The following is a 24306-nucleotide window of genomic DNA, read 5'->3' as shown; positions in this document are numbered from 1 at the left end:
CGCCTACGCGCACCTGAAACCGAATTTAAGGAAACACTGATAATGGCTATCGAGATCAAAGCCCCAACCTTCCCGGAATCGGTCGCCGACGGCACCGTTGCCACCTGGCACAAGCAGCCGGGCGACGCCGTCAAGCGTGACGAGCTGATCGTCGACATCGAGACCGACAAGGTCGTCCTGGAAGTCCTGGCCACCGCCGATGGCGTGCTGGGCGCCATCGTCAAGGGTGAGGGCGACACCGTCCTGTCCGACGAAGTACTGGGCTCGATCGTTGAAGGTGGCGCTGCCGCCGCTGCTCCGGCCGCTGCTGCTGCTCCGGCCGCCGCGCCGGCCGCTGCCGCCGCCGACGCTGGCGAAGACGACCCGGTTGCTGCCCCGGCCGCGCGCAAGCTGGCTGAAGAGAACGGCATCGACCTGGCTACCGTTGCCGGCACTGGCAAGGGTGGTCGCATCACCAAGGAAGACGTGGTTGCCGCCGTCGCCAACAAGAAGTCGGCCCCGGCTCCAGCCGCCAAGCCAGCCGCTGCCGCCGCCGCTCCAGTTGTCGTCGCCGCTGGCGACCGCACCGAGAAGCGCGTGCCGATGACCCGCCTGCGCGCCAAGATCGCCGAGCGTCTGGTCGAAGCCCAGTCGAACATGGCCATGCTGACCACCTTCAACGAAGTCGACATGACCGAAGTCATGGCCCTGCGTTCGAAGTACAAGGACCTGTTCGAGAAGACCCACAACGGCGTGCGCCTGGGCTTCATGTCGTTCTTCGTCAAGGCTGCCACCGAGGCGCTGAAGCGCTTCCCGGCGGTCAACGCCTCGATCGACGGCAACGACATCGTCTACCACGGCTATGCCGACGTCGGCGTGGCGGTTTCCAGCGACCGTGGCCTGGTGGTACCGGTACTGCGCAACGCCGAATCGATGTCGCTGGCCGAGATCGAGAACGGCATCGCCACCTTCGGCAAGAAGGCCCGTGACGGCAAGCTGGCCATCGAAGAGATGACCGGCGGTACCTTCACCATCACCAACGGTGGTACCTTCGGCTCGATGATGTCGACCCCGATCGTCAACCCGCCGCAGGCCGCGATCCTGGGCATGCACAACATCATCCAGCGCCCGATGGCCATCAATGGCCAAGTGGTGATCCGCCCGATGATGTACCTGGCGCTGTCCTACGACCACCGCCTGATCGACGGCAAGGAAGCGGTAACCTTCCTGGTGACTATCAAGAACCTGCTGGAAGATCCGTCTCGCCTGCTGCTGGACATCTAATCGCGCAGCTGCAAACTGCAAGCGGCAAGCTTCAAGTAGAAGCCTGCTCGTCTTGTGGCTTGCAGCTTGCCGCTTGAAGCTAAAAAGGAATCTTTTATGACCCAGAAATTCGACGTAGTGGTGATTGGTGCAGGTCCTGGCGGCTATGTGGCTGCCATCAAGGCTGCCCAGCTTGGTCTGAAGACTGCCTGTATCGAGAAATACACCGACGCCGAGGGCAAACTGGCCCTGGGCGGCACCTGCCTGAACGTAGGCTGCATTCCGTCCAAGGCGCTGCTGGACAGCTCCTGGAAGTACAAGGAAGCCAAAGAGAGCTTCAACGTCCACGGTATCTCCACGGGCGAAGTGAAGATGGACGTCGCCGCGATGGTTGGCCGCAAGGCCGGCATCGTCAAGAACCTGACCGGTGGCGTCGCCACCCTGTTCAAAGCCAACGGCGTCACTTCGATCCAGGGCCACGGCAAGCTGCTGGCTGGCAAGAAAGTCGAAGTCACCAAGGCTGACGGCACCACCGAAGTCATCGAAGCCGAAAACGTGATCCTGGCCTCCGGCTCGCGTCCGATCGACATTCCACCGGCTCCGGTCGACCAGAACGTCATCGTCGACTCCACCGGCGCTCTGGAATTCCAGACCGTGCCGAAGCGCCTGGGCGTGATCGGTGCTGGTGTGATCGGCCTGGAACTGGGCTCGGTATGGGCCCGTCTGGGCGCTGAAGTCACTGTCCTGGAAGCCCTGGACACCTTCCTGATGGCTGCCGACACCGCCGTGTCGAAAGAAGCCCAGAAGACCCTGACCAAGCAAGGCCTGGACATCAAGCTGGGCGCGCGCGTCACCGGCTCGAAAGTCACCGGCAACGAAGTCGAAGTCACCTACACCAACGCCGAAGGCGAGCAGAAGATCACCTTCGACAAGCTGATCGTCGCGGTCGGCCGTCGTCCGGTGACCACCGACCTGCTGGCCGCCGACAGCGGCGTGACCATCGACGAGCGTGGCTACATCTTCGTCGACGATCACTGCGCCACCAGCGTGCCGGGCGTCTACGCCATCGGTGACGTGGTGCGTGGCATGATGCTGGCGCACAAGGCCTCGGAAGAGGGCATCATGGTCGTCGAGCGCATCAAGGGCCACAAGGCCCAGATGAACTACGACCTGATCCCGTCGGTCATCTACACCCACCCGGAAATCGCGTGGGTCGGCAAGACCGAACAGGCGTTGAAAGCCGAAGGCGTTGAGGTTAACGTGGGCACCTTCCCGTTCGCGGCCAGCGGCCGTGCGATGGCGGCCAACGACACCGGTGGTTTCGTCAAGGTCATCGCCGATGCCAAGACCGACCGCGTACTGGGTGTGCACGTGATTGGCCCATCGGCTGCCGAACTGGTGCAGCAGGGCGCGATCGCAATGGAATTCGGCACCAGTGCCGAGGACCTGGGCATGATGGTCTTCAGCCATCCGACCCTGTCCGAAGCGCTGCATGAAGCAGCGCTGGCGGTGAATGGCGGTGCCATTCACGTCGCCAACCGTAAGAAGCGTTAATTATAAGAAACCACGGCGGGCTGCCCGTCGTGGGTCTTGCGTGCAAGACTCACCGCGGAACGTCCGCCGGACCGGATCACACGGGAAACCCGGGGTCAACGGTCACAGGTGGTGCGGCGCCAGTGATGGCGCAGCGCCGAAGCGCAGTACCTAACGAAGACGGTAAAAAGCATGAATCTTCACGAGTATCAGGGTAAGCAGCTGTTCGCTGAATACGGCCTGCCAGTTTCCAAGGGTTTCGCAGTCGATACCCCTGAGCAAGCGGCAGAAGCCTGCGACAAGATCGGCGGTTCGGAGTGGGTCGTCAAAGCCCAGGTCCACGCCGGTGGTCGCGGCAAGGCGGGCGGCGTCAAGCTGGTTCGCAGCAAAGAAGACGCCAAGGCGTTCGCTGCACAGTGGCTGGGCAAGAACCTGGTAACCTACCAGACCGACGCCAATGGTCAGCCAGTTTCCAAGATCCTGGTCGAATCCTGCACTGACATCGCCAAAGAGCTGTACCTGGGCGCTGTCGTCGATCGCTCGAGCCGTCGCATCGTGTTCATGGCTTCCACCGAAGGTGGCGTGGACATCGAGAAAGTCGCTCACGAAACCCCTGAGAAGATCCTCAAGGCCACCATCGACCCACTGGTCGGCGCTCAGCCGTTCCAAGGTCGTGAACTGGCGTTCCAGCTGGGTCTGGAAGGCAAGCAAGTTCAACAGTTCGCCAAGATCTTCGTAGGCCTGGCCAAGCTGTTCAAGGATCACGATCTGGCCCTGCTGGAAGTGAACCCGCTGGTGATCAAGGCCGATGGCGATCTGCACTGCCTCGATGCCAAGATCAACATCGACGCCAACGCCATGTACCGCCAGCCGAAGCTGAAAACCTTCCACGACCCGTCGCAGGACGACGCCCGTGAAGCCCACGCCGCCAAGTTCGAACTGAACTACGTTGCCCTCGAAGGCAACATCGGCTGCATGGTCAACGGTGCCGGCCTGGCCATGGGTACCATGGACATCGTCAACCTGCACGGCGGCAAGCCAGCCAACTTCCTCGACGTGGGCGGCGGCGCTACCAAAGAGCGCGTTACCGAAGCGTTCAAGATCATTCTGTCCGACAGCAATGTCGCGGCCGTACTGGTCAACATCTTCGGCGGCATCGTTCGCTGCGACATGATTGCCGAAGGCATCATCGGCGCGGTGAAAGAAGTCGGCGTCAAGGTTCCGGTCGTCGTTCGCCTTGAAGGCAACAACGCCGAACTGGGCGCTAAAGTACTGGCAGAAAGCGGTTTGAACATCATTGCGGCAACCAGCCTGACCGACGCTGCTCAACAAGTTGTCAAAGCTGCGGAGGGCAAGTAATGAGCGTCCTGATCAATAAAGACACCAAAGTCATCTGCCAGGGCTTCACCGGCTCGCAGGGTACCTTCCACTCCGAACAGGCTATCGCCTACGGCACCAAGATGGTCGGCGGCGTCACCCCAGGCAAGGGTGGCACCACCCACCTGGGCCTGCCGGTGTTCAACACCGTGAAAGAAGCTGTAGAAGCCACCGGCGCTGACGCGTCGGTGATCTACGTACCGGCTCCTTTCTGCAAGGACTCCATCCTGGAAGCCGCCTTCGGTGGCATCAAGCTGATCGTCTGCATCACCGAGGGTATTCCTACCCTCGACATGCTGGACGCCAAGGTCAAGTGCGACGAGCTGGGCGTGACCCTGATCGGCCCTAACTGCCCAGGTGTCATCACCCCGGGCGAGTGCAAGATCGGCATCATGCCGGGCCACATCCACCTGCCAGGCAAGGTCGGTATCGTTTCGCGTTCCGGCACCCTGACCTACGAAGCCGTCAAGCAGACCACCGACGCCGGTTTCGGCCAGTCGACCTGCGTCGGCATCGGCGGTGACCCGATTCCGGGCTCCAACTTCATCGACATCCTGAAGCTGTTCCAGGAAGATCCGAAGACCGAAGCGATCGTCATGATCGGTGAGATCGGCGGTTCCGCTGAAGAAGAAGCCGCGGCCTACATCAAGGCCAATGTGACCAAGCCTGTCGTTTCCTACATCGCTGGTGTTACCGCACCAGCGGGCAAGCGCATGGGTCACGCTGGCGCCATCATCTCCGGTGGCAAGGGCACTGCGGACGAGAAGTTCGCCGCCCTGCAGGACGCCGGTGTGAAAACCGTGCGTTCCCTGGCTGACATCGGCAAGGCCCTGGCCGAGCTGACTGGCTGGGAAGTCAAGAAGTAAGCAACACGTAGTACCCCCCACGCGCACAAAGGCCACCTTCGGGTGGCCTTTGTCGTTGTTGCGGCTGTGCCGGCCTCTTCGCGGGTAAACCCGCTCCCACCGGACATCACACAATCCCTGTGGGAGCGGGTTTACCCGCGAAGAGGCCGGCACAGGTAATGAGGAAAATTCGATCACCCCAATCAGGATTTTCAACCAGACATCTGTCCAAATGAGCAATAAATTGTCGCCTAACACGTTCAACCAGACGACAAACACATACGCACATCGGACAAGCAGCACTGTGCCAGTGCGTTTGTCAGGCAAAACAGGTACCCTACGCGTTCACTCTGTGCCCGTACCCCAAAAGGGAACGACACGCTAAACGGGTCTGGCTCACCAAGCCGGGCAGCATTTCCCTTAATCCTGTGGGAAATCCCCTCCGACTCCCGATTTCAGCAGTGTGGTATTTCCTTAAATGAAAGTGTTAAAAGGCCAGGATATCCTGGCGCTTGGCTTTATGACGTTCGCGCTGTTTGTCGGCGCCGGCAACATCATCTTCCCGCCCATCGTCGGCCTGCAATCCGGTCCGAACGTGTGGATGGCCGCACTCGGCTTCCTGGTCACCGCCGTGGGCCTGCCGGTCATCACCGTCATCGCCCTGGCCAAGGTCGGTGGCGGCATGGACGCCCTGAGCAGCCCGATCGGCAAGTTCTTCGGCGGCCTGCTGGCGGCCGTGTGCTATCTCTCGGTCGGCCCGCTGTTCGCCACCCCGCGTACCGCGACCGTGTCGTTCGAAGTGGGCGTTGCCCCGTTGACCGGTGAGAGCCCGACGGCGCTGCTCATCTACAGCATCCTGTACTTCGCCGTGGTGCTGGCCGTGTCCATGTACCCAGGCAAGCTGCTCGACACCGTGGGGCGTTTCCTGGCGCCGTTGAAGATCATCGCCCTGGCGGTGCTGGGCATCGCGGCCTTCGCCTTGCCCGCCGGCACCATCGGCGAGGCCCAGCCGGCCTATGCCGCAGCGGCGTTCTCCAAAGGGTTCTCCGATGGCTACCTGACCATGGACACCCTGGGCGCCCTGGTCTTCGGTATCGTCATCGTCAACGCCATCCGTTCGCGCGGGGTCGAGTCGCCGAAGCTGATCACCCGCTATGCGATCATCGCCGGCCTGATCGCCGGTGTCGGCCTGGTGCTGGTGTATGTCAGCCTGTTCCGCCTCGGCGCCGGTAGCCATGACATCGCCGCAGACGCCACCAACGGGGCGATGGTCCTGCACGCCTATGTGCAGCACACCTTCGGCTCGCTGGGCAGTGGCTTCCTTGCGGTGCTGATCGCGCTGGCCTGCCTGGTGACCGCTGTTGGCCTTACCTGCGCCTGCGCCGAGTACTTCAGCCAGATCCTGCCGCTGTCGTACCGTACCCTGGTGGTGATCCTGGCGGGCTTCTCGCTGGTGATTTCCAACCTGGGCCTGACCAAGCTGATCATGTTCTCGATTCCCGTGCTCACGGCGATCTACCCGCCATGCATCGTGGTGGTGGGTCTGAGCTTCGTGAAGGACCTGTGGAATTCGCCAACCCGTATCCTGGCGCCGGTCATGCTGGTATCGCTGGTGTTCGGTATTGTCGACGCAGTCAAGGGCAGCAGCTTGGCTCACGTGCTGCCAGACTTCATGGCTCATCTGCCGTTCAGCGACGAAGGCATGGCTTGGCTGGTGCCTTCGGTAGTTACCCTGGCCGCCGCCGTGGCCTGCGACCGCCTGCTGGGCAAGCCGCGCGAGGCGCTGGCCTGATGGATTGAAACCTGAAGGGCAGGGCGCCGGCCACAAGCCGAAGGGCGCCTGCCAAGGGTGGAAATCAAACCCCGTGTCCGAAAGGCGCGGGGTTTTTTGTTGCCTGTGCTGGCCTCTTCGCGGGTGACATGGGTGCTGTGGGAGCGGGTTTACCCGCGAATGGCCGGTGCAGGAAAAACAATAATGGCGCGCATGTGCCTTATGGCGAGTCCGGGCGTCGAAAACCGGTCTGTTTCTCTTTAACGGGATTCCTGCATGAGCTTCATTCAAAACAACCTTGGCAACCTCGTGGCAGCCTGCTGGTTTGCCCTCTGCTGGGGCGGCTACACCCGCTATGCGCTCTGGAAGGGCCGTGACACCGCCTGCCTGGCCAGCGTGCTGCACTTGTACCGCGAAGACTGGATGCGCCGCATGCTGCTGCGCGACAATCGTATTGCCGATGCCAGCGTGATTGGCAACCTGGAGCGCAACGCCTCGTTCTTCGCCTCCAGCACGCTGATCATCCTGGCCGGCATCCTCACCGTGCTCGGTGCCTCGGACCGCGCCTTGTCGTTGCTGGCCGACCTGCCGCTGGTGCAACAGGCTTCCCAGGGCATGTCGGAGATCAAGCTGCTGTGCCTGGCGATGGTGTTCGTCTATGCCTTCTTCACGTTCAGCTGGTGCATGCGCCAATACAACTTTGCTGCCGTGCTGGTGGGGTCGGCGCCGATGATCGGCGAACGCCAGGTCAATGAACTGGAGCGCAAGGCCTTTGCATCGCGGGCGGCGCGGGTGCTTTCACTGGCGGCCAACCAGTTCAACCTGGGGCTGCGTTCTTACTATTTCGGCATGGCCATGTTGAGTTGGTTCATCAGCCCCTGGTTGTTCATGGTCATGAGTGTCGGCGTGGTATTCATCCTGTATCGCCGGGAGTTCCACTCTCATGTATTGGAGGTGATGGTATTCACGCCCACTGAAAGTACGGCGCTGGACAAGGACAGTTCCAATAGTCTCGGCTGAAGCCTTTCAGCGATAAATGCCAGGCATAAAAAAACCCGACAATGTCGGGTTTTTTTATGCTGCGCGATTACTGCTTGGCAGGTTCGGCAGGGGTGGCTGGCGCGGTTTCCGGCGCCGGAGTGGCCGGTGCGGCTTCCTCGGCGGCCTTCTGCTGCGCTTCGGCCTGATCTTTGGCGGCTTCGGCGTTTTCCTTGGCGGCGTCGTTCAATTTATCCTGAGCTTCGCCCATCTTTTCCTGGGCCTGCTCGGCGTGTTGCTGTGCGTCCTGGGCCTTGTCTTCGCTCGCTTTATCGCAAGCAGCCAGGCCCATGGCAGCGGCCAGCATCAGAGCAAAAGCAAAAGGTTTACGCATGGGGGTGTCTCTCCTTGGTGGAATAACTTTACTTGTTCCTTCGAGTTCGCCGGGGGCGAATAAGTTCCACCCAGGTTACAGATATATAACTGTCCGAGCTATATGGACTTTTTAACGGTTTCATGCAGGGACGGATAATGAACGACACTGCCTTGATGGCCATGGCCGAGCGCTTCCTGTCGGCGCTCAGACATTGCCAGGTCTTGAACATGCGCGTGCATCACGCCGATGCCGAGGGCATGACCCTGGTGCTGCCCTGGTCGCCGGTCATTGTCGGCAATCCACAAAGCGGCGCCGTGCACGGCGGGGTGCTGACCACCTTGATGGACACCACCTGCGGCATGGCCACGCTCTGCGCCCTGCCGCGTTTCGAGGTGTGCCCGACGCTGGACCTGCGCATCGACTACATGCATCCGGCCGAGGCGGGCAAGGATATCTACGGCCATGCCCTGTGCTACCGGGTGACCCGCGATGTGATCTTCACCCGCGGCACGGCCTATCAGGACGACCCCCGGCAGCCGATCTGCCAGGTGGTGGGTACCTTCATGCGCCTGGGCCAGGAGGTCAAGGGCGGCATCCGCTTCGGCAACAGCCTCAAGGAGTCGCGTCCATGATCCCGGCCGATATTCGCCAGCAACTGAACCAGGCCCATGCGCGTGGTGACTACCAGCCGTTGCTGGCGCTGATTCCCTATGCCGGCTTGATTGGCATCGCCTGCGAGCGCCAGGGCGACGACCTGCTGTTTCGCCTGCCAGCCAATCCGGACAATATCGGCAACCCTCTGCTGCCGGCGATCCATGGCGGGGTAATTGCTGGCTTCATGGAGTTGTCGGCGGCGCTGTACCTGCTGATCTACAGCGAGAGCGCGAGCATCCCGAAGATCATCGATTTTTCCATCGATTACCTGCGCGCCGGCCATTACCGCGACACCTTCGCCCAATGCCAGCTGTGGCGCCAGGGCCGGCGGGTGACCAATGTCGCCATCACCGCCTGGCAGGGCGATCGCGACTCGCCCATCGCCACGGCACGCGCGCATTTCAAGATTGAACCGGAAAAGCCCTTGAAATAGTCGGGGCTGCCCCCATCTGCTGGACATCCGCCATCAAAAGCAGGCCATGACGGCCGCCCGGCGCCAACAACCAACAGATTGGAGTTTTGAAGACCATGAGCGTGGAGTCTCAAAAAGAAACCCTGGGCTTCCAGACCGAGGTAAAGCAACTGCTGCACCTCATGATCCATTCCCTGTATTCGAACAAGGAGATCTTCCTGCGCGAGTTGATCTCCAACGCCTCCGATGCCGCCGACAAGCTGCGTTTTGAGGCCCTGGCCAAGCCTGAGCTGCTTGAGGGCGACGCCGAGCTGAAGATCCGCCTGAGCTTCGACAAGGCCGCCAACACCGTGACCCTCGAGGACAACGGCATCGGCATGAGCCGCGAAGACGTCATCGCGCACCTGGGCACCATCGCCAAGTCCGGCACCGCCGACTTCATGAAGAACCTCACGGGCGACCAGAAGAAGGACTCGCACCTGATCGGCCAGTTCGGCGTGGGCTTCTACTCCGCCTTCATCGTCGCCGACAAGGTCGATGTGTTCAGCCGCCGCGCCGGCCTGCCAGCCGCCGAGGGCGTGCACTGGTCATCCAAGGGCGAGGGTGAATTCGAAGTCGCCACCGTCGACAAGCCACAGCGCGGCACCCGTATTGTCCTGCACCTGAAGCAGGGCGAGGACGAGTTCGCCGATGGCTGGCGCCTGCGCAACATCGTCAAGAAGTACTCCGACCACATCGCCCTGCCGATCGAACTGCCCAAGGAGCAGGCCGAAGTCGCTGAAGGCGAGGAAAAGCCAGCGCAGGAGTGGGAAACCGTCAACCGCGCCAGCGCCCTGTGGACCCGTCCGCGCACCGAGGTCAAGGACGAGGAGTACCAGGAGTTCTACAAGCACATCGGCCATGACTTCGAGAACCCGCTGGCCTGGAGCCACAACAAGGTCGAAGGCAAGCTCGAATACAACTCGCTGCTCTACGTGCCGGCCCGCGCGCCGTTCGACCTGTACCAGCGCGAAGCGCCACGCGGCCTGAAGCTGTACGTGCAGCGTGTGTTCATCATGGACCAGGCCGATTCGTTCCTGCCGCTGTACCTGCGTTTCATCAAGGGTGTGGTCGATTCCAACGACCTGTCGCTGAACGTCTCCCGCGAGATCCTGCAGAAGGATCCGATCATCGACTCGATGAAGACCGCGCTGACCAAGCGTGTGCTGGACATGCTGGAGAAACTGGCGAAGAACGAGCCCGAGCAGTACAAGGGCTTCTGGAAGAACTTCGGCCAGGTGATGAAGGAAGGTCCGGCCGAGGACTTCGCCAACAAGGAGAAGATCGCAGGTCTGCTGCGCTTTGCCTCCACCCACGACGACAGCGGCGAGCAGAGCGTCGCCCTGGCCGACTACCTGGCCCGCGCCAAGGAAGGCCAGGACAAGATCTACTTCCTGACCGGCGAATCCTACGCCCAGGTCAAGAACAGCCCGCACCTGGAAGTCTTCCGCAAGAAAGGCATCGAAGTGCTGCTGCTGACCGATCGCATTGACGAGTGGCTGATGAGCTACCTCAACGAGTTCGACGGCAAGGCTTTCGTCGATGTCGCCCGTGGCGACCTGGACCTGGGCAAGCTGGACTCCGAAGAGGACAAGAAGGCCCAGGAAGAAGTCGCCAAGGACAAGGAAGGCCTGGTCGAGCGTCTGAAAGGCGCGCTGGGCGACAGCGTCGCTGAAGTGCGTGTGTCGCATCGCCTGACCGACTCGCCGGCGATCCTGGCCATCGGCGAACAGGACCTGGGCCTGCAGATGCGCCAGATCCTCGAGGCCAGCGGGCAGAAGGTGCCGGATTCCAAGCCGATCTTCGAGTTCAACCCGAGCCACCCGCTGATCGAGAAGCTCGATGGCGAGCAAAGTGAAGACCGTTTCGCCGAGCTTTCGCACATCCTGTTCGACCAGGCCGCGTTGGCGGCGGGCGACAGCCTGAAAGACCCGGCGGCCTATGTGCGCCGCCTCAACAAGCTGCTGGTCGAGCTGTCCGCTTGACCTGACGCAGACAAAGCCCGCTTCGGCGGGCTTTTTCATTTCTGGCGGGGTCAAGCCCGCTCCCACGAATGCATCTATCATGTGCTGACCCGTGAAGCCCAAGGAGAGCTGAATGAGCAAGGTCATCGTCGAATCGCTGGTCTACCACCTGTCAGGCAAGGCCTATGAGAGCCGCCTCGTCTACGAGCCAGGCGCCTTGGGGCGCCCAGGACTGGTGATGGCGCCGAACTGGATGGGTATCGGCGAGGGCGCCGAACGCATCGCCAAGGAAGTGGCGGAGCAAGGCTATGTGGTGCTGATTGCCGACCTCTACGGCCAGTCGATACGTCCGTCCAATGCCGACGAGGCGGGCGCGGCCATGATGCCGCTGAAGAACGATCGCGCTGAGCTGCGCAAGCGCATGCAGGAGGCGTTGGCGCAACTGGTGGGGCAATCGAAGGCCTTGCTGGAGCCCGGCAAGGTGGCCACCTTCGGCTTCTGCTTCGGCGGTTGCTGCGCCCTCGAGCTGGCCCGAACCGGCGCCGACCTGAAGGCCGCCGTTTCCTTCCATGGCACCCTGGACACGCCGAACCCTGAGGATGCCAAGCGTATCAAAGGCTCGGTGCTGGTCCTTCATGGCGCCTCCGATCCGCTGGTGCCCAAAGAGCAGCTACCGGCCTTCGAGAAGGAGATGAACGCCGCCAAGGTCGACTGGCAATTGCTCAGCTACGGCGGTGCGGTGCACTCGTTCACCGACCCAAATGCCAATGTGCCGGGCAAGATGCAGTATGACCGGCGCACCTCCGAGCGGGCGTTCCGCGCGATGCATAACCTGCTCAAGGAAGTATTCCAGCGCTGATACCGCAGGGGGCCGCAAAGCGGCCCCAATTTAGCGAGGCAACTCGATTCTCGAAGTTTCTCCCGGCACCGTCGGCCAATCCCCAGCAGCCCACTTGGCCCGCGCTCGCTCGATCAGCTCCGCATCACTGGCCACGAAATTCCAGTTCATCCGCCGCGGCCCATCCAGCGGCGCGCCGCCGATCAGCACCAGTTGGCATTGCTCCTCGGCATACAAAACCACCTCTTCACCCTCGGGCAGCACGACCAGGCTGCATGGCTCGACTTCCTCGTTATCCAGCATCAACTCACCTTCAAGCAGATACAGCGCGCGCTGCGCGTGCTCCGTCGGCACGACCAGGGTAGTGGCTGGCTGCATGCGCACATGCGCATAGAGCGTGGGGGAGAGCACTGGCACGGGGGACTCCAGGCAGAAGCCGGTGCCGGCAATCAGGCGAATCTGCACGCCCAGGCTATCGCTGACCGGGAGGCTGGCCGCCGGGTGGTGGCTGTAGCTCGCCGGCCCTTGTTCGGCGCTTTGCGGCGAGGCCAGCCAGACCTGCAGCCCATGCAACCGCGAGCCGTGCGCGAATACTTCAGCCGGCGTGCGCTCGACATGCGCCACGCCGGCCCCGGCGGTCATCCAGCTGACCTCGCCCGCCAGTACGCGCTGGTCCGAGCCCAGGCTGTCCTTGTGCTGGATTTCACCCTCGAACAGGTAGGTGAGGGTGGACAGGCCGATATGCGGATGCTGGCGAATGTCCATGCCATGGCCCGGCGCGTAGTCGGTTTCCAGCATATGGTCGAAGAACACGAAGGGCCCGACGCTGCGGCACTGCGCCGAGGGCAGTGGGCGCAGGATGGGTTGGCCCTCGACCGACTCGGCGCGTGGGCGGATGACCAGGGGACTGCTCATGGCGACACTCCTTGAGGGATGCCTGCAAGCATAGCGTTTCGCCGCCCGTGGCTGAACCGTCGCGGGCGCTACCCGGTCTACTCTTGCGGTACCGGCAAAGGAGGCTACGATGATCGCCCGCACACTGGCTTGCCTGCTGCTGAGCGCAGGCCTGTTCGACGCCGCTCAGGCCCGCGACTACCGCTACAGCGATGCTCACCTGCATTACGTGGACTTTTTCCAGGAAACCGAGGGCATGCCGGCGCTGCTCAAGGCCATGGACGCGGCCGGAGTTGAGCAGTCGATGATCTCCGGCATTCCGGTGGCCAAGAAGTGGCACGAGGATGAGCCCAAGCGCCCGCGCTATTACGCTGGCGACGATGCCGATGCCTACTGGTACAGCGCCACCGACCTCTACGTGGCCGCTGCGCTGGAGAAGCTTGAGCCACGGCAGCGCCGTCGCTTTCATCCATTCCTCACCGGTTTCAATCCGGTGGACAAGAACGCCGTCAGCCATATCGAGCGCATGCTCGAGCTTTACCCGGGCCTTTGGCAAGGCATCGGCGAGGTGTTCACCCGCCACGACGACCTTACCGCCCTGACCAGTGGCGACACGCCACGGGCCAACAACGAAGCCATGACCCGCATCTATCACCTGGCCGCCGAACGTGACTTGCCCGTGTTGCTGCACTCGAACATAACCTCCAAGCGCGAGCGCAACCCGCTGTACCTGGCCGAGATCGAGGAGCCGCTGCGCAACCATCCGCATACCCGTTTCATCTGGGCCCATGCCGGCAGCAGCCTGGAGATCCACCGCCACCAAGAGCACCTGGACTTCCTCCTGCCGGTATTGACCCGGCTGCTGGAGGATTATCCGAACCTGTATGTGGACCTGTCCTGGAGCGTGCGCGAGCCCTACTTGCTGGATGCCCGGGGCAAGCCGCGCAAGGCTTGGGTCGAACTGGTCGAGCGTTTCCCGACGCGGTTCGTGCTGGGGTCCGATCTCGTTGGGCGTTTCGCCAGCCTGGGCGAGCAGATGCACGGCTTCGATTCCTTCCTCGATGCCTTGCCGGTGGCAGTGGCGGAACAGGTGAGCCGGCAGAATTTTCTCGATCTGCTGCCAAAAAGCGTGAAATAGCGCCGTTCAGTCGTGCGTGGCGTTTTGATATCGCCTTTTCGTCTTACGCAAATTCCAAAGGGCCCGATACCTTCTTTAAGCAATGGAAATAACGCTTATGGGAGGGATCCTGGAAATGAGCCTCAGACGCTTGAATATCGCCCCTCGCGCGGGCCTCGGCTTTGGCATCATGGCATTGCTGGTGGTGGCGCTGGGCGGTTTTGCCTTGCAGCAGATGACCAGCATGCGCCAGCAGTCCGAGCAGGTGGACAACAACTGGTTGCCCAGCGTGATTTCGGTGGGCCACATGACCCAGGACATGCTGCGTATCCGCGCCTTGACCCTGCGCTTGTTGGTCAATACCGACCCGGCCGCCCAGCAGCAGAACCGTGCTCGCATCGACGAGATCAAGGGTGGCCTGAGCAAGGCGCAGAATCACTATGACTCGCTGATCGTGCTGCCCGAGGAGCGGACCCTGTTCGATCGTTACCAGGGGCTCGAGGGGCAGTACATGGCACTGCAAGGCCAGGTCGTGCAACTGGCCATGGACAAGCGTATCGACGCGGCAGCTGCATTGGTCAACGGAGAGATGAACCAGCTGGCCGACCAGATGACCGCCACCCTCAACGAGCTGATCGAGCTGAACAATCACCAGGCCAACTCGGCCACCGACCTGGCCGAGGCGGTGTACAACGGTGCCAAGGTCTGGGTGGGTGTGTTGTTGGTGATTGCCCTGAGCATCACGGTGGTGCTTGCGCTGGCGCTGACCCGCAGTATCGTGCGTCCACTTGGGCAGTCGTTGGCAGTGGCCGAGACGGTGGCCACGGGCGACCTGACACCGCAGATCACCGTGCAGGGCGATGACGAGCCCGCGCGCCTGCTGGCTGCGCTCAAGAGCATGCAGCAGAGCCTGCGCGAGACCATCGGGCAGATCTCCGATTCCGCCAGCCAGCTGGCCTCCGCCTCCGAGGAGCTGAGCGCGGTCACCGAGGATGCCACTCGCGGCCTGCAGCAGCAGAGCATGGAAATCGAGCAGGCGGCCACGGCGGTGAACCAGATGACCGCGGCGGTGGAAGAGGTGGCAAGCAATGCCGTGGCGACTTCCGAGGCGTCCCGTTCTTCCGATCAAATTGCCCGCCAGGGGCGTGAGCAGGTGCGTGCCACGGTCACCGCCATCGAGGCGTTGGCCAGCGGCGTGGCGGGCAATGCCGAGGAGGTCGGCCAGTTGGCGCAGCAGGTGCATGACATCAGCAAGGTGCTGGACGTGATTGGTTCGATCGCCGAGCAGACCAACCTGCTGGCGCTCAACGCCGCCATCGAGGCGGCGCGGGCCGGGGAGGCCGGGCGCGGGTTTGCCGTGGTCGCCGACGAAGTGCGGGCCCTGGCCCATCGCACGCAGAGTTCGACCCAGGAAATCGAGCAGATGATCGTGGCCATCCGCAGCGGCGCCGAGCGGGCGGTGCAGGGCATGCAGCACAGCGATGCGCAGGCGCGCTCGACCTTGGACGGCGCCCATGCCGCGGGAGAGGCGCTGGAGGCGATCGCGGCGGCCATCGGCCAGATCAACGAACGCAACCTGGTTATTGCCAGTGCCTCGGAGCAGCAGGCCCAGGTGGCGCGGGAAGTGGATCGCAATTTGACCACCATTCGCGATCTGGCCCACCAGTCCTCGGCCGGGGCCGAGGAAACCTCCGCTGCCAGCCAGGCGCTGTCGCGGTTGGCGGTGGACCTCAACACCCTGGTGCAGCGGTTCTCTGTTTGACGTTCATCCCCCCCTGTAGGAGCGGCCTTGCCGGGGCGCCGGACCGGTCGGAAAGGGCCGCACAGCGGCCCCGGCAATCTCGCGGTGACGCTGAGATCCTGGGGCCGCTACGCAGCCCTTTCCGACCGGTCCGACGCCTCGGCAAGGCCGCTCCTTGTATCTCGACTTTCGCCTCCCTAGAGGCGAAAGTTCTCGACTGATCATCGAGGGAAGGCCTTGAAGCAGAGCCGCTCCAAGGGCATCAAGCCCGCACTGTAGATAACGCTCTGGTCTTCCAACCCCACTCGACGAGTTCGAACGGTATCTAGTGCCCGCCCCCGGCGTGAGCACGCATTAACAAGGTTGAACTGAGTGTAGGGTGATCGACTTTCGTAGTTTGAAGGAGGAGATCATGTCCGTCTTTGTTGGCGTTGATGTCGCCAAAAAATCTTTCGACATTGCCATCCCGCTCCCCAATGGCAAGATGCGCACCAAAGCCAAGCTGTCCAATGATCCTGGAGGGTTCAGGCAGTTTAGCGACTGGCTTGAGCGCCATGCTGAACCAGGCGCCTGGATTGTTATGGAGGCTACAGGCATCTATCACGAAGCGCTGGCCGAGCACTGTCACAACCAAGGTTATCGGGTGTGCATTCTGAACCCGGCGGTGATTGCGAAATTCGCTGACGTGGAGCTTCGGCGCGTCAAAACAGATAAGGCTGACGCCAAAGTCATTGCTGCCTATGGCCAACAAAAGGCTGTCTCGCTTCGCCAGTGGGAGCCTGAGCCCCCTGCGCAGCGCCGCTTGCGTGCTCTGGTGCGGCGACTGGACGACCTCAAGGAAATGCGCCAGATGGAGCAGAATCGTTTGGATGTCGCACTAGATGCGGTACAGCAGTCGATTCAAGACGTAATCGGGCACATCAACGAAGAGCTGGAAAAGACCAGGAAGGCCATCGAGCAGACGATCGATGATGATCCAGACCTGCGCAAGCGACGTGAGCTGATTACCTCGATTGATGGTTTGGGTGACACCACTGCTACGTTGCTGCTCGCCGAACTGGGCGATCCACTGAAATACCAAAGCCCTTCTGCGATTGTCGCGTTTTCAGGCTTAAACCCAGTGGTGCAGCAATCGGGAGAGTTCATAGGTAAGAGCACTATTTCGCGTACAGGCGCCTCAAGGCTGCGTGCAGGCTTGTGGATGTCAGGCACTGTCTCAATCAGACATAACCCTGTTGTGAAGGAACTGGCAGAGCGGTTGAGCAGCCGGCACAAAGCTTACAAACAGATCGTCTGCGCGGCGATGCGCAAGCTGCTGCACCTGGTTTACGGGGTGGTGAAGTCGGGGATACCGTTTGACCCCAAAATCTCTCTTGCGGGGTGAGGGTCAAGACGGTATCTACAGGGGGGCGTGTATTGTCTGGCAGTACAAACAAAAACGCCCGGACCTGAGGCCCGGGCGTTCTCGTTCAGCAGATCAAGCGATCACTTGCCAGTCCAGCGCTTGAGCACCAGGGTGGCGTTGGTGCCGCCGAAGCCGAAGCTGTTGCTCATGACCGTGTCGATCTTGGCGTTCTCTTCGGTCTTGCGCAGTACCGGCAGGTCGGCGACCTCCGGGTCCAGCTCGTCGATGTTGGCGGAGCCGGCGATGAAGTTGTTCTCCATCATCAGCAGGCAGTAGATCGCCTCGTGCACGCCCGCGGCGCCCAGCGAGTGGCCCGACAGGCTCTTGGTCGAGCTGATCTTCGGTGCGTTGGCGCCGAACACTTCACGCACGCCTTTCATCTCGGCGACGTCGCCGACCGGGGTGGAGGTGCCGTGGGTGTTCAGGTAGTCGATCGGGGTGTCGACGGTGGACAGCGCCTGCTGCATGCAGCGGATCGCGCCTTCGCCGCTTGGGGCGACCATGTCGTAGCCGTCCGAGGTGGCGCCGTAGCCGACGATTTCGGCGTAGATCTTGGCGCCACGGGCCAGGGCGTGCTCAAGCTCCTCGACCACGACCATGCCGCCGCCGCCGGCGATGACGAAGCCATCGCGGTCGGCGTCGTAAGCGCGCGAGGCTTGTTCCGGGGTGTCGTTGCGCTTGGTCGACAGGGCGCCCATGGCATCGAACAGGAACGACTGGCTCCAGTGCTCTTCTTCACCGCCGCCGGCGAAGACGATGTCCTGCTTGCCCCACTGGATCTGCTCCAGGGCGGTACCGATGCAGTGTGCCGAGGTGGCGCAGGCCGACGAGATCGAGTAGTTGATGCCCTTGATCTTGAACGGGGTGGCCAGGCACGCCGACACGGTGCTGCCCATGGTGCGGGTGACGCGATACGGGCCGACACGCTTGACGCCTTTTTCGCGCAGGGTATCCAGCGCTTCCATCTGGTTCAGGGTCGAGGCGCCGCCGGAGCCGGCAACCAGGCCGGTACGCGGGTTGGAAACCTGCTCTTCGGTCAGGCCGGCGTCCTTGATCGCATCCTGCATCGCCAGGTAGGCGTAGGCGGCGGCGTGGCCGACGAAGCGGTAGACCTTGCGGTCGATCAGCTCTTCGAGGTTGAGGTCGATGGAACCGGAAACCTGGCTACGCAGCCCCTGTTCCTTGTATTCCGGGTTGTAACGGATACCCGGACGGCTGTTGCGCAGGTTTTCGGTGACGGTAGCTTTGTCATTGCCCAGGCACGATACGATGCCCAGACCAGTGATAACGACGCGGCGCATGCGAATAACCCTTAGAAATTGTCAGTGGAGGTGAACACGCCGACCCGCAGGCCTTCGGCGGTGTAGATCTCGCGACCGTCGACGCTGACCGAGCCGTCGGCGATGGCCATGTTCAGCTTGCCCTTGAGGACACGCTTGATGTGGATGTTGTAGGTGACTTTCTTGGCGCTGGGCAGTACCTGGCCGAAGAACTTCACTTCGCCCGAACCCAGGGCGCGACCGCGGCCTGGCAGGCCCTGCCAGCCGAGGAAGAAACCGACCAACTGCCACATGGCATCCAGGCCCAGGCAGCCCGGCATCACCGGATCGCCTTCGAAGTGGCAGGCGAAGAACCACAGGTCCGGATTGATATCCAGCTCGGCGACCAACTCACCTTTGCCGAACTTGCCGCCTTCCTCGCTGATGTGGGTGATGCGATCAACCATCAGCATGTTCGGGGCGGGCAGTTGCGCATTACCGGGGCCGAACAGCTCACCGCGACTGCAGCGCAGCAGGTCTTCCCGGGTAAAGGCGTTTTGTTTGGTCATGCGAGCTCCTCAATAACCCCCTGTGGCAGGGGATGAATCTTCCCGGCCGATCCGAATCGCTCTGCGTTCGGGGCGGCAGCCTACAGGTAGACTATTGCGTTGTAGTGAAAGTCACAGCGCACCTGGCAAAAGAAGTACAGGTGTGCACTGAAATGTTATTTTCAGGTCCTGCGGCGGTCCTGTCCAGTCTTTAAGACTGCCGCACTTTAGCATTTATCGCCAGTCGCGGCTGTCCGTCCGGGCAGCCAGCGCCCGAGAACCCGCTGCAGGTCGGTGCGTTTGAAGGGTTTGCTCAGGTAATCGTTCATGCCGGCGGCCAAGCAGCGCTCGCGGTCGCCCTGCAGAGCACTGGCGGTCAGGGCGATGATCGGCAGGTCGGCGGCCTGGGGCAGCAGGCGGATGCGCCGGGTTGCCTCGAAACCATCGACCTGCGGCAAGCGGCAGTCCATCAACACGGCGGCAAAGTGTTGCTGGCCCACCAGCTCGATGGCCTGGGCACCGTCGATGGCCAGCTTCACCTCGAAGCCCAGGCTGCGTAGCATGGCCTCGATGACGCTCTGGTTGACTGGGTTATCCTCCACCAGCAGGACCCACCCGTCATTGTTCTGGGTCAGGGGTTCAGCCGCGGGTGCCGGCACTGGTGCGCTGGCCACGGCCAGCGGCATCTCGAGGGTGAAGGTCGAGCCCAGCCCGGCGTGGCTTTCACCGCGCAGCTGGCCGCCCATGCGTTCGGCCAGGGTGCGCGCGATCGACAGGCCCAGGCCGGTGCCGCCATAGCGCCGGGAGATCGAACTGTCGGCCTGCTGGAAGGCGACGAACATCATTTCCAGCCGATTGCTGTCGATGCCGATGCCGGTATCGCGCACCGTACAGGTGAGCCACAGCAACTGCCGGTCGATGGCCTGGCAGCGGGCCTCCACCGCAACTTCGCCGCGTTCGGTGAACTTCACGGCGTTGCCTACCAGGTTCAGCAGGATCTGCCGGATCCGTGTCGGGTCGCCGCTCACCTGCGTCGCGTCGAGGCCTGCCGCCAGGTCCAGGCGCAGGGCCAGGCCGCGCTGCTGGGCGCTGTGCTGGAACGACAGGACGCTGCTGGTGAGCAGTTCGCCGAGGTTGAAGTCGATGTGCTCCAGCTCCAGGGTGGTGCGCTCGATCCGCGAGAAATCGAGGATATCGTTGATCACCTTGAGCAGATGGCCGGTGGATTCGCTGGCCAGGGCGGTGTATTCGGCCTGTTCGCTGGTCAGCTCGGTGGTCTCCAGCAGTTGCAGCATGCCCAGCACACCGTTCATCGGCGTACGCAGTTCATGGCTCATCATCGCCAGGAAGTCGGACTTGGCACGGTTGGCCTGTTCGGCTTCCTCGCGAGCCTGGATCAGCTGGCCCATGGCCTGCTGTTGCTCATGGGCCGCCTGGTCCAGGGCACTGGCCAGGTTGTTGATGTGCCGCGCCAGGTGGCCCAGCTCGCTGTCGTCGACCACCGGCAGCGGCGCGTTGAAGTCGCCCTGCTGGATGGCCCGCACCGCGTGGCCCATGTCGCTGATCGGCTTGGCCAGGCTCATGGCCAGGCGCCGCGCGAGCAGGAAGGTGAACAGCAGGGCGAACAGGGCCAGGATCGCCGCCTTGATGACGATTTCCTGCTGGCGCTGGCTGAAGGCGTCGTCGGACATGCCGACGATCACCCGGCCCAGGTAGTCGTCACCGATGGCCGGGCGTGACGCCTTGCCTTGCAGGAAGTCGCTGTCCAGGCGGATCTGCTGCAGGCGGATCGGCGCCTGGAACACTTCGACACGCTGGGCGCGGTTGAGGCTTTCGTCGGGCTGCTCGACATACACCAGGATATGGTTGCGGCTGTCCTGTACTTCGAGGAAGCGCACATGGGGAATGCTCAGTGTCGCCCGCATGAGGCTGTCGAGCACCTCGTTGTTGCCAGAAATCACCCCGTATTCGGACGCCGGCGCCAGCTGGTTGGCGATCAATTGCCCGGTGTGGTTGAGCTCCTGGCGCAAGTCCTGGATGCGTACGAAGGTAAAGAAGCTGATCAGCAGCAGGGTCAACAGCAGTGCCGGGCCCAGGCTGATGATCTGGGTGCGGGCATGGATATCCCAGCTCAGGCGTTTGCTCATGGGTTGGCTCCTTCACCAAGGGCCAGGGCGGCGGCGTGCGGGTCTATGGTGTCCAGGCCCAGGGCGCGGGCCACCTGTTGGTTGCCGCTGACACCAAAATGCATGGGGTAGAGGCTGCGCGGCCAGCGCGCCGGTGGTTGCTCGAGCAACTGATCCAGCACCGTCAGCCAGTCGTCCTGGTCGCTGTAGCTGCTGGCCAGGGCGCCGGCGCGGACGAAGCCTGCGTTCGGCCCGATCAGCGCCATCTGCCGGCCATAGCTGCTCAGCAACAGGTTCTTGGCTGACTTGGAGTTGTACAGTTCGGGGTCATCCAGGCCCAGCAACACATCGCTATTGTTGAGCAGGTGCTGCAACGGGCGGCTGTCGCGCAGGTCGGGCCAGTCCTGGGCGATCACTTCCAGGCCCAGTGACTGGGCGGCCTGGCGCAGCTCGTCGAGCAAGAAGCGGCTATGTTCGCCATACAGAACGCCGATCCGCCGCGCCTCCGGCAGCAAGTAGCGGGCCAGGCGCAGCTGGCGCTCCAGCGGCGGGTCGCTCCACAGCAGGCTGAGGAAGCCGGGGCGAGACTTTCCCAGGCGTTGCTCGGCCTGTACCCGGCTGACCCGCAGTGCCAGTGCCTGCGGCCCGGCAGTTTCGGCCAGGCGCCACTCCAGGGCCTGGGCGTCGAGCAGGATGACCCGGACATCGGGCTTGAGCCGGCCTGGGCTCGGCAGTTGCGCCACGGTCTGGAAGCGCACCTGGTCCTGGGGCCGTCGTTGCTCCAGGGCCGTGGCGAAGCTGCGGATGCCTGGCTGATCCTCGCCGCCGACCAGCAGGATCTCGCTGGCGGCCAGCGATCCCCAAGGCCACAGGCACAGCAGCACCAGCCGCAGCAGGCGCAGCATCAGAACTCCAGCTCCGCGCTGACGCTCAGGCGGTGGCGGCTGTCGTAGCGGTTCTGCGGCACGGTGACCGGTTCGTCGTCCAGGCGCTGTTGCCAGAGTGCGGCCAGCTCCAACTGGCTGCCTTGGACCTTGAAGCGCTTGGCCAGGCGCAGGTCGACCCGTTCGTAGCGGTACTGGTTGAGCGCGTCGTCGCCGTAATAGAACAGGGCGCTGGACCAGCCCTGGCCCCATTCGCGCAGCCAGCCCGCGGAGCCGCTGTTGTGCGCGCTCAGGCGGCGGTCGGCAGGGTTGCTGGCCCAGGCGTCGACGTAGGCGTAGGTCAGGCGCAGGCGGTCACGCGCGCTGACCCGCCAGTCGAACTGGGCCTCGCTGCCGCTGAAGCGCGCCTTGTTGGCGTTGCTGGCGATGAACTGGTTGTTCTGCAGCGGCTCGCTGATCATCCCGGTGATCTCGTCGTAGAACAGCTTCACATCCATGCTCAGGTCGAGGTCGCTGAAGTAGCCGTTGTAGCCCAGTTCGCGCGAGCGCATGCGTTCCTGGTCGAGGTTGCCGGGGCCGCGGGTCTTGACGAAGTATTCGCCGTTCTGCAGGCCATAGCGGTTGGCGCTCAGGTTCCTGACCGTGTAGCTCCAGTTGACGTTGTTCTCGAACATGTCCGGTGAGCGGATCGCCTCGGAGTACACCGCGCGCAGGCCGTGGCGTGGGGTGATCAGGTAGTTCACCGCCACCCGCGGTGTCAACGAGCTGCCGGCCAGCTGGGTGTGCTCGAACATCGCGCCGCCCTGGAGGATCCAGTGCTCGTCGGCGCGCCATTCGAGCTGGCCGAACAGGCGCCAGGTCTGGTCGTCGACGCTGCCGTTGAAATAGGTCTGCGAGTCGGCCTTGTCGTAGCGATAGTTCACGCCGCTGACCAGGCGCAGACTGTCGGTCAGGCTCAAGGTGTCCTGGATTTCCAGGTCGTAGCGCGTCTCGCGGGTACTCTGGTCGACGTCGCCGCAGATGGTGTTGCTGCCGCCATTGGCCCACTGATCTCGAACCTGGCCCAGCAGCGCGCTGAGCTGTGGATCGCTGGTGGATGGCAGCTTGCCGGTGTACAGGTTGCGCGCGACCTTCTCGGTGAAGTTCGGATCCAGGCGCCACATCCGGGTCAGTTCCGGGCTGAAGGCAATGGCGGCGTCGCAGGCGCGCCACACCTGCTGGCGCTCGAAGTGCTGGGCCGAACCCTGGATGTACAGGCTGTGTTCGGGATTGAGGTCGATGTTCCAGCGCAGCGAGCCTGCATAGTCCTTGGCATTGACGTCGGCATTGTCGCCGGCCCGATAGCTGCCGAACACCGGCTTGTAGGTATACGGACGCTGGTTGCTGCCTTCCTTGGCCGCCAGTTGCCATTCCAGGGTCTGGTTGGCGGCCAGGCTGTGCACGGCATTGATGTTGATGCGGTTGGCCCGGCGGCTGTCGCGGTAGTCGTGGCCGAACTGGTCCTCATCGAAGCCGTCGTCCTGCTGCCCCGACAACGACAGGCGCAGGTCGCCGCCCTCCCAGCCGAAGCCTTGGCTGGCGTAGTAGTCGTTGATGCCGTCCTGGCCACGGGTCAGCTTGAGCCGGGTGCCATGGCTGTCGGCTGGGTTGCGGGTGAGGATATTGACCACCGCCATCAGCGCGTTGGCGCCATAGCTGACGGTATTGGGGCCGCGGAACACCTCGATGCGCTCGATATCCTCCAGGGCCACGGGGATATCGCTCCAGTCCACCGTGGCCAGCCCCGCGCGGTACACCGAGCGGCCATCGATCAGCACCTGCATGCGCCGGGCGTCGTTGACGTTGCTGCCGTGGTAGTTGACCGTCGGCTGGTTGCCGGCGCCGTAGCCGATCATCATGCCGGGCACCAGGCGCAGCAGCTCGGGGATGTCGCGGGCGCCGCTGGCGCGGATCAGCTCGCTGTCGAGCACGGTCATGCTGCCGGGCACCGCCGCCGGGGATTGTTTCAGGCGCGTGGCGGTCAGAACCTGGGGTAGGTCCTGGTTGTCGATGAACAGATCGTCGGCCACGGCCGGGCCGCCCAGCAGGGCAGTCAGCAGCAACAGGCGCGGGTAGGGGGGCGTGCCGGGGAACACGGGAGGCCTTGTTTCATAGATGAATCAGGCATGTTAACCGACCGTGCGGTATTTGCCAGTGATCCGCGCCCGGCAGATTGCCGCATCGCCGGGCAGGCACTGGTTCTGTCGCATGCGCCCCGTATAATGCCTCGGTCGCCACTTACTTTTATTGGTTAACGGATTGGA

General features: G+C 62.9%; 20 protein-coding genes and 1 pseudogene. 14 read left to right on the top strand and 7 right to left on the bottom strand.

Going from position 1 to position 24306, the window contains the following annotated elements; translation table 11 throughout:
* Positions 1-42 precede the first annotated feature (42 nt).
* The 6 genes from odhB (at position 43) to HU772_RS16340 (ending at position 7788) form a co-directional block, all read left to right on the top strand.
* Positions 43-1263, top strand: a complete 1221-nt coding sequence (odhB, locus tag HU772_RS16365; protein WP_186662551.1) for a 2-oxoglutarate dehydrogenase complex dihydrolipoyllysine-residue succinyltransferase — start codon at positions 43-45, stop codon at positions 1261-1263.
* A gap of 96 nt (positions 1264-1359) precedes the next feature.
* Positions 1360-2796 (top strand): dihydrolipoyl dehydrogenase, encoded by a 1437-nt coding sequence (gene lpdA, locus HU772_RS16360; protein WP_186662552.1) that lies wholly within the window; start codon positions 1360-1362, stop codon positions 2794-2796.
* A 171-nt stretch (positions 2797-2967) separates the two neighbouring features.
* Entirely contained in the window at positions 2968-4134 is a 1167-nt protein-coding gene (gene sucC / locus HU772_RS16355; protein ID WP_011534748.1) for an ADP-forming succinate--CoA ligase subunit beta, read from the top strand.
* Positions 4134-5018, top strand: a complete 885-nt coding sequence (gene sucD, locus HU772_RS16350; protein WP_004376004.1) for a succinate--CoA ligase subunit alpha — start codon at positions 4134-4136, stop codon at positions 5016-5018. Before sucC ends, sucD begins: the two co-directional genes overlap by 1 nt.
* A gap of 457 nt (positions 5019-5475) precedes the next feature.
* Positions 5476-6789, top strand: coding sequence for a branched-chain amino acid transport system II carrier protein (brnQ, locus tag HU772_RS16345; RefSeq protein ID WP_186662553.1), 1314 nt, complete (start codon positions 5476-5478; stop codon positions 6787-6789).
* 255 nt (positions 6790-7044) lie between these two features.
* On the top strand, positions 7045-7788 hold the full coding sequence (locus HU772_RS16340) for a DUF599 domain-containing protein (RefSeq protein ID WP_186662554.1): 744 nt from the start codon (positions 7045-7047) through the stop codon (positions 7786-7788).
* A gap of 67 nt (positions 7789-7855) precedes the next feature.
* Here the strand turns inward: HU772_RS16340 and HU772_RS16335 are convergent, their stop codons facing one another.
* Positions 7856-8140 carry a hypothetical protein gene (locus HU772_RS16335; protein WP_134693145.1) on the bottom strand — a complete coding sequence of 95 codons (285 nt, stop codon included), beginning with the start codon at positions 8138-8140 and terminating at the stop codon, positions 7856-7858.
* A gap of 137 nt (positions 8141-8277) precedes the next feature.
* Between HU772_RS16335 and HU772_RS16330 the strand changes: the two genes are divergently transcribed.
* From HU772_RS16330 to HU772_RS16315, 4 genes are all read left to right on the top strand, one after another.
* Complete coding sequence (locus tag HU772_RS16330) at positions 8278-8754, top strand: PaaI family thioesterase (RefSeq protein WP_186662555.1); 477 nt, start codon at positions 8278-8280, stop codon at positions 8752-8754.
* The gene (locus tag HU772_RS16325) at positions 8751-9209 is read left to right on the top strand and encodes a PaaI family thioesterase (RefSeq protein ID WP_186662556.1); all 459 of its coding nucleotides are present in this window, start codon (positions 8751-8753) and stop codon (positions 9207-9209) included. The genes HU772_RS16330 and HU772_RS16325 overlap by 4 nt, the downstream gene beginning before the upstream one ends.
* Positions 9210-9304: 95 nt before the next feature.
* Positions 9305-11212, top strand: a complete 1908-nt coding sequence (gene htpG, locus HU772_RS16320) for a molecular chaperone HtpG (protein ID WP_186662557.1) — start codon at positions 9305-9307, stop codon at positions 11210-11212.
* A 112-nt stretch (positions 11213-11324) separates the two neighbouring features.
* Entirely contained in the window at positions 11325-12050 is a 726-nt protein-coding gene (locus HU772_RS16315) for a dienelactone hydrolase family protein (protein ID WP_186662558.1), read from the top strand.
* Positions 12051-12080: 30 nt separating this feature from the next.
* Here HU772_RS16315 and HU772_RS16310 read toward each other — a convergent pair whose 3' ends face one another.
* Positions 12081-12944: a pirin family protein gene (locus HU772_RS16310; protein WP_186662559.1), complete on the bottom strand. Its 864-nt coding sequence runs from the start codon at positions 12942-12944 to the stop codon at positions 12081-12083.
* Positions 12945-13053: 109 nt separating this feature from the next.
* On the opposite strand from HU772_RS16310, the gene HU772_RS16305 reads away from it, so the two are divergent.
* The 4 genes and pseudogenes from HU772_RS16305 to HU772_RS16295 all read left to right on the top strand — a co-directional run bounded on the left by HU772_RS16305 (position 13054) and on the right by HU772_RS16295 (position 17165).
* Positions 13054-14061 (top strand): amidohydrolase family protein, encoded by a 1008-nt coding sequence (locus HU772_RS16305; RefSeq protein ID WP_186662560.1) that lies wholly within the window; start codon positions 13054-13056, stop codon positions 14059-14061.
* Between the two features lie 82 nt (positions 14062-14143).
* Positions 14144-14899 (top strand): annotated as a pseudogene (locus tag HU772_RS25305) (MCP four helix bundle domain-containing protein); the annotation flags it as partial.
* Positions 14900-14938: 39 nt separating this feature from the next.
* Positions 14939-15802, top strand: a complete 864-nt coding sequence (locus tag HU772_RS25300; RefSeq protein ID WP_437182444.1) for a methyl-accepting chemotaxis protein — start codon at positions 14939-14941, stop codon at positions 15800-15802.
* Between the two features lie 391 nt (positions 15803-16193).
* The gene (locus HU772_RS16295; RefSeq protein WP_217858720.1) at positions 16194-17165 is read left to right on the top strand and encodes an IS110 family RNA-guided transposase; all 972 of its coding nucleotides are present in this window, start codon (positions 16194-16196) and stop codon (positions 17163-17165) included.
* A 101-nt stretch (positions 17166-17266) separates the two neighbouring features.
* Here the strand turns inward: HU772_RS16295 and fabB are convergent, their stop codons facing one another.
* From fabB to HU772_RS16270, 5 genes are all read right to left on the bottom strand, one after another.
* Positions 17267-18487: a beta-ketoacyl-ACP synthase I gene (gene fabB, locus HU772_RS16290; RefSeq protein WP_186660560.1), complete on the bottom strand. Its 1221-nt coding sequence runs from the start codon at positions 18485-18487 to the stop codon at positions 17267-17269.
* A gap of 11 nt (positions 18488-18498) precedes the next feature.
* Complete coding sequence (gene fabA, locus HU772_RS16285; RefSeq protein ID WP_011534736.1) at positions 18499-19014, bottom strand: 3-hydroxyacyl-[acyl-carrier-protein] dehydratase FabA; 516 nt, start codon at positions 19012-19014, stop codon at positions 18499-18501.
* 206 nt (positions 19015-19220) lie between these two features.
* The gene (locus HU772_RS16280) at positions 19221-21140 is read right to left on the bottom strand and encodes an ATP-binding protein (RefSeq protein ID WP_186660559.1); all 1920 of its coding nucleotides are present in this window, start codon (positions 21138-21140) and stop codon (positions 19221-19223) included.
* On the bottom strand, positions 21137-22024 hold the full coding sequence (locus HU772_RS16275) for an ABC transporter substrate-binding protein (RefSeq protein WP_186660558.1): 888 nt from the start codon (positions 22022-22024) through the stop codon (positions 21137-21139). The genes HU772_RS16280 and HU772_RS16275 overlap by 4 nt, the downstream gene beginning before the upstream one ends.
* Positions 22024-24138, bottom strand: a complete 2115-nt coding sequence (locus HU772_RS16270; RefSeq protein WP_186660556.1) for a TonB-dependent receptor plug domain-containing protein — start codon at positions 24136-24138, stop codon at positions 22024-22026. The genes HU772_RS16275 and HU772_RS16270 overlap by 1 nt, the downstream gene beginning before the upstream one ends.
* Between the last annotated feature and the right edge of the window lie 168 nt (positions 24139-24306).

The sequence above is a fragment of the Pseudomonas xantholysinigenes genome (genome assembly GCF_014268885.2).
Taxonomy (GTDB): domain Bacteria; phylum Pseudomonadota; class Gammaproteobacteria; order Pseudomonadales; family Pseudomonadaceae; genus Aquipseudomonas; species Aquipseudomonas xantholysinigenes.
Note: the sequence above shows the minus strand (reverse complement) of the source record. Positions and strands in the feature narration are given on the sequence as shown.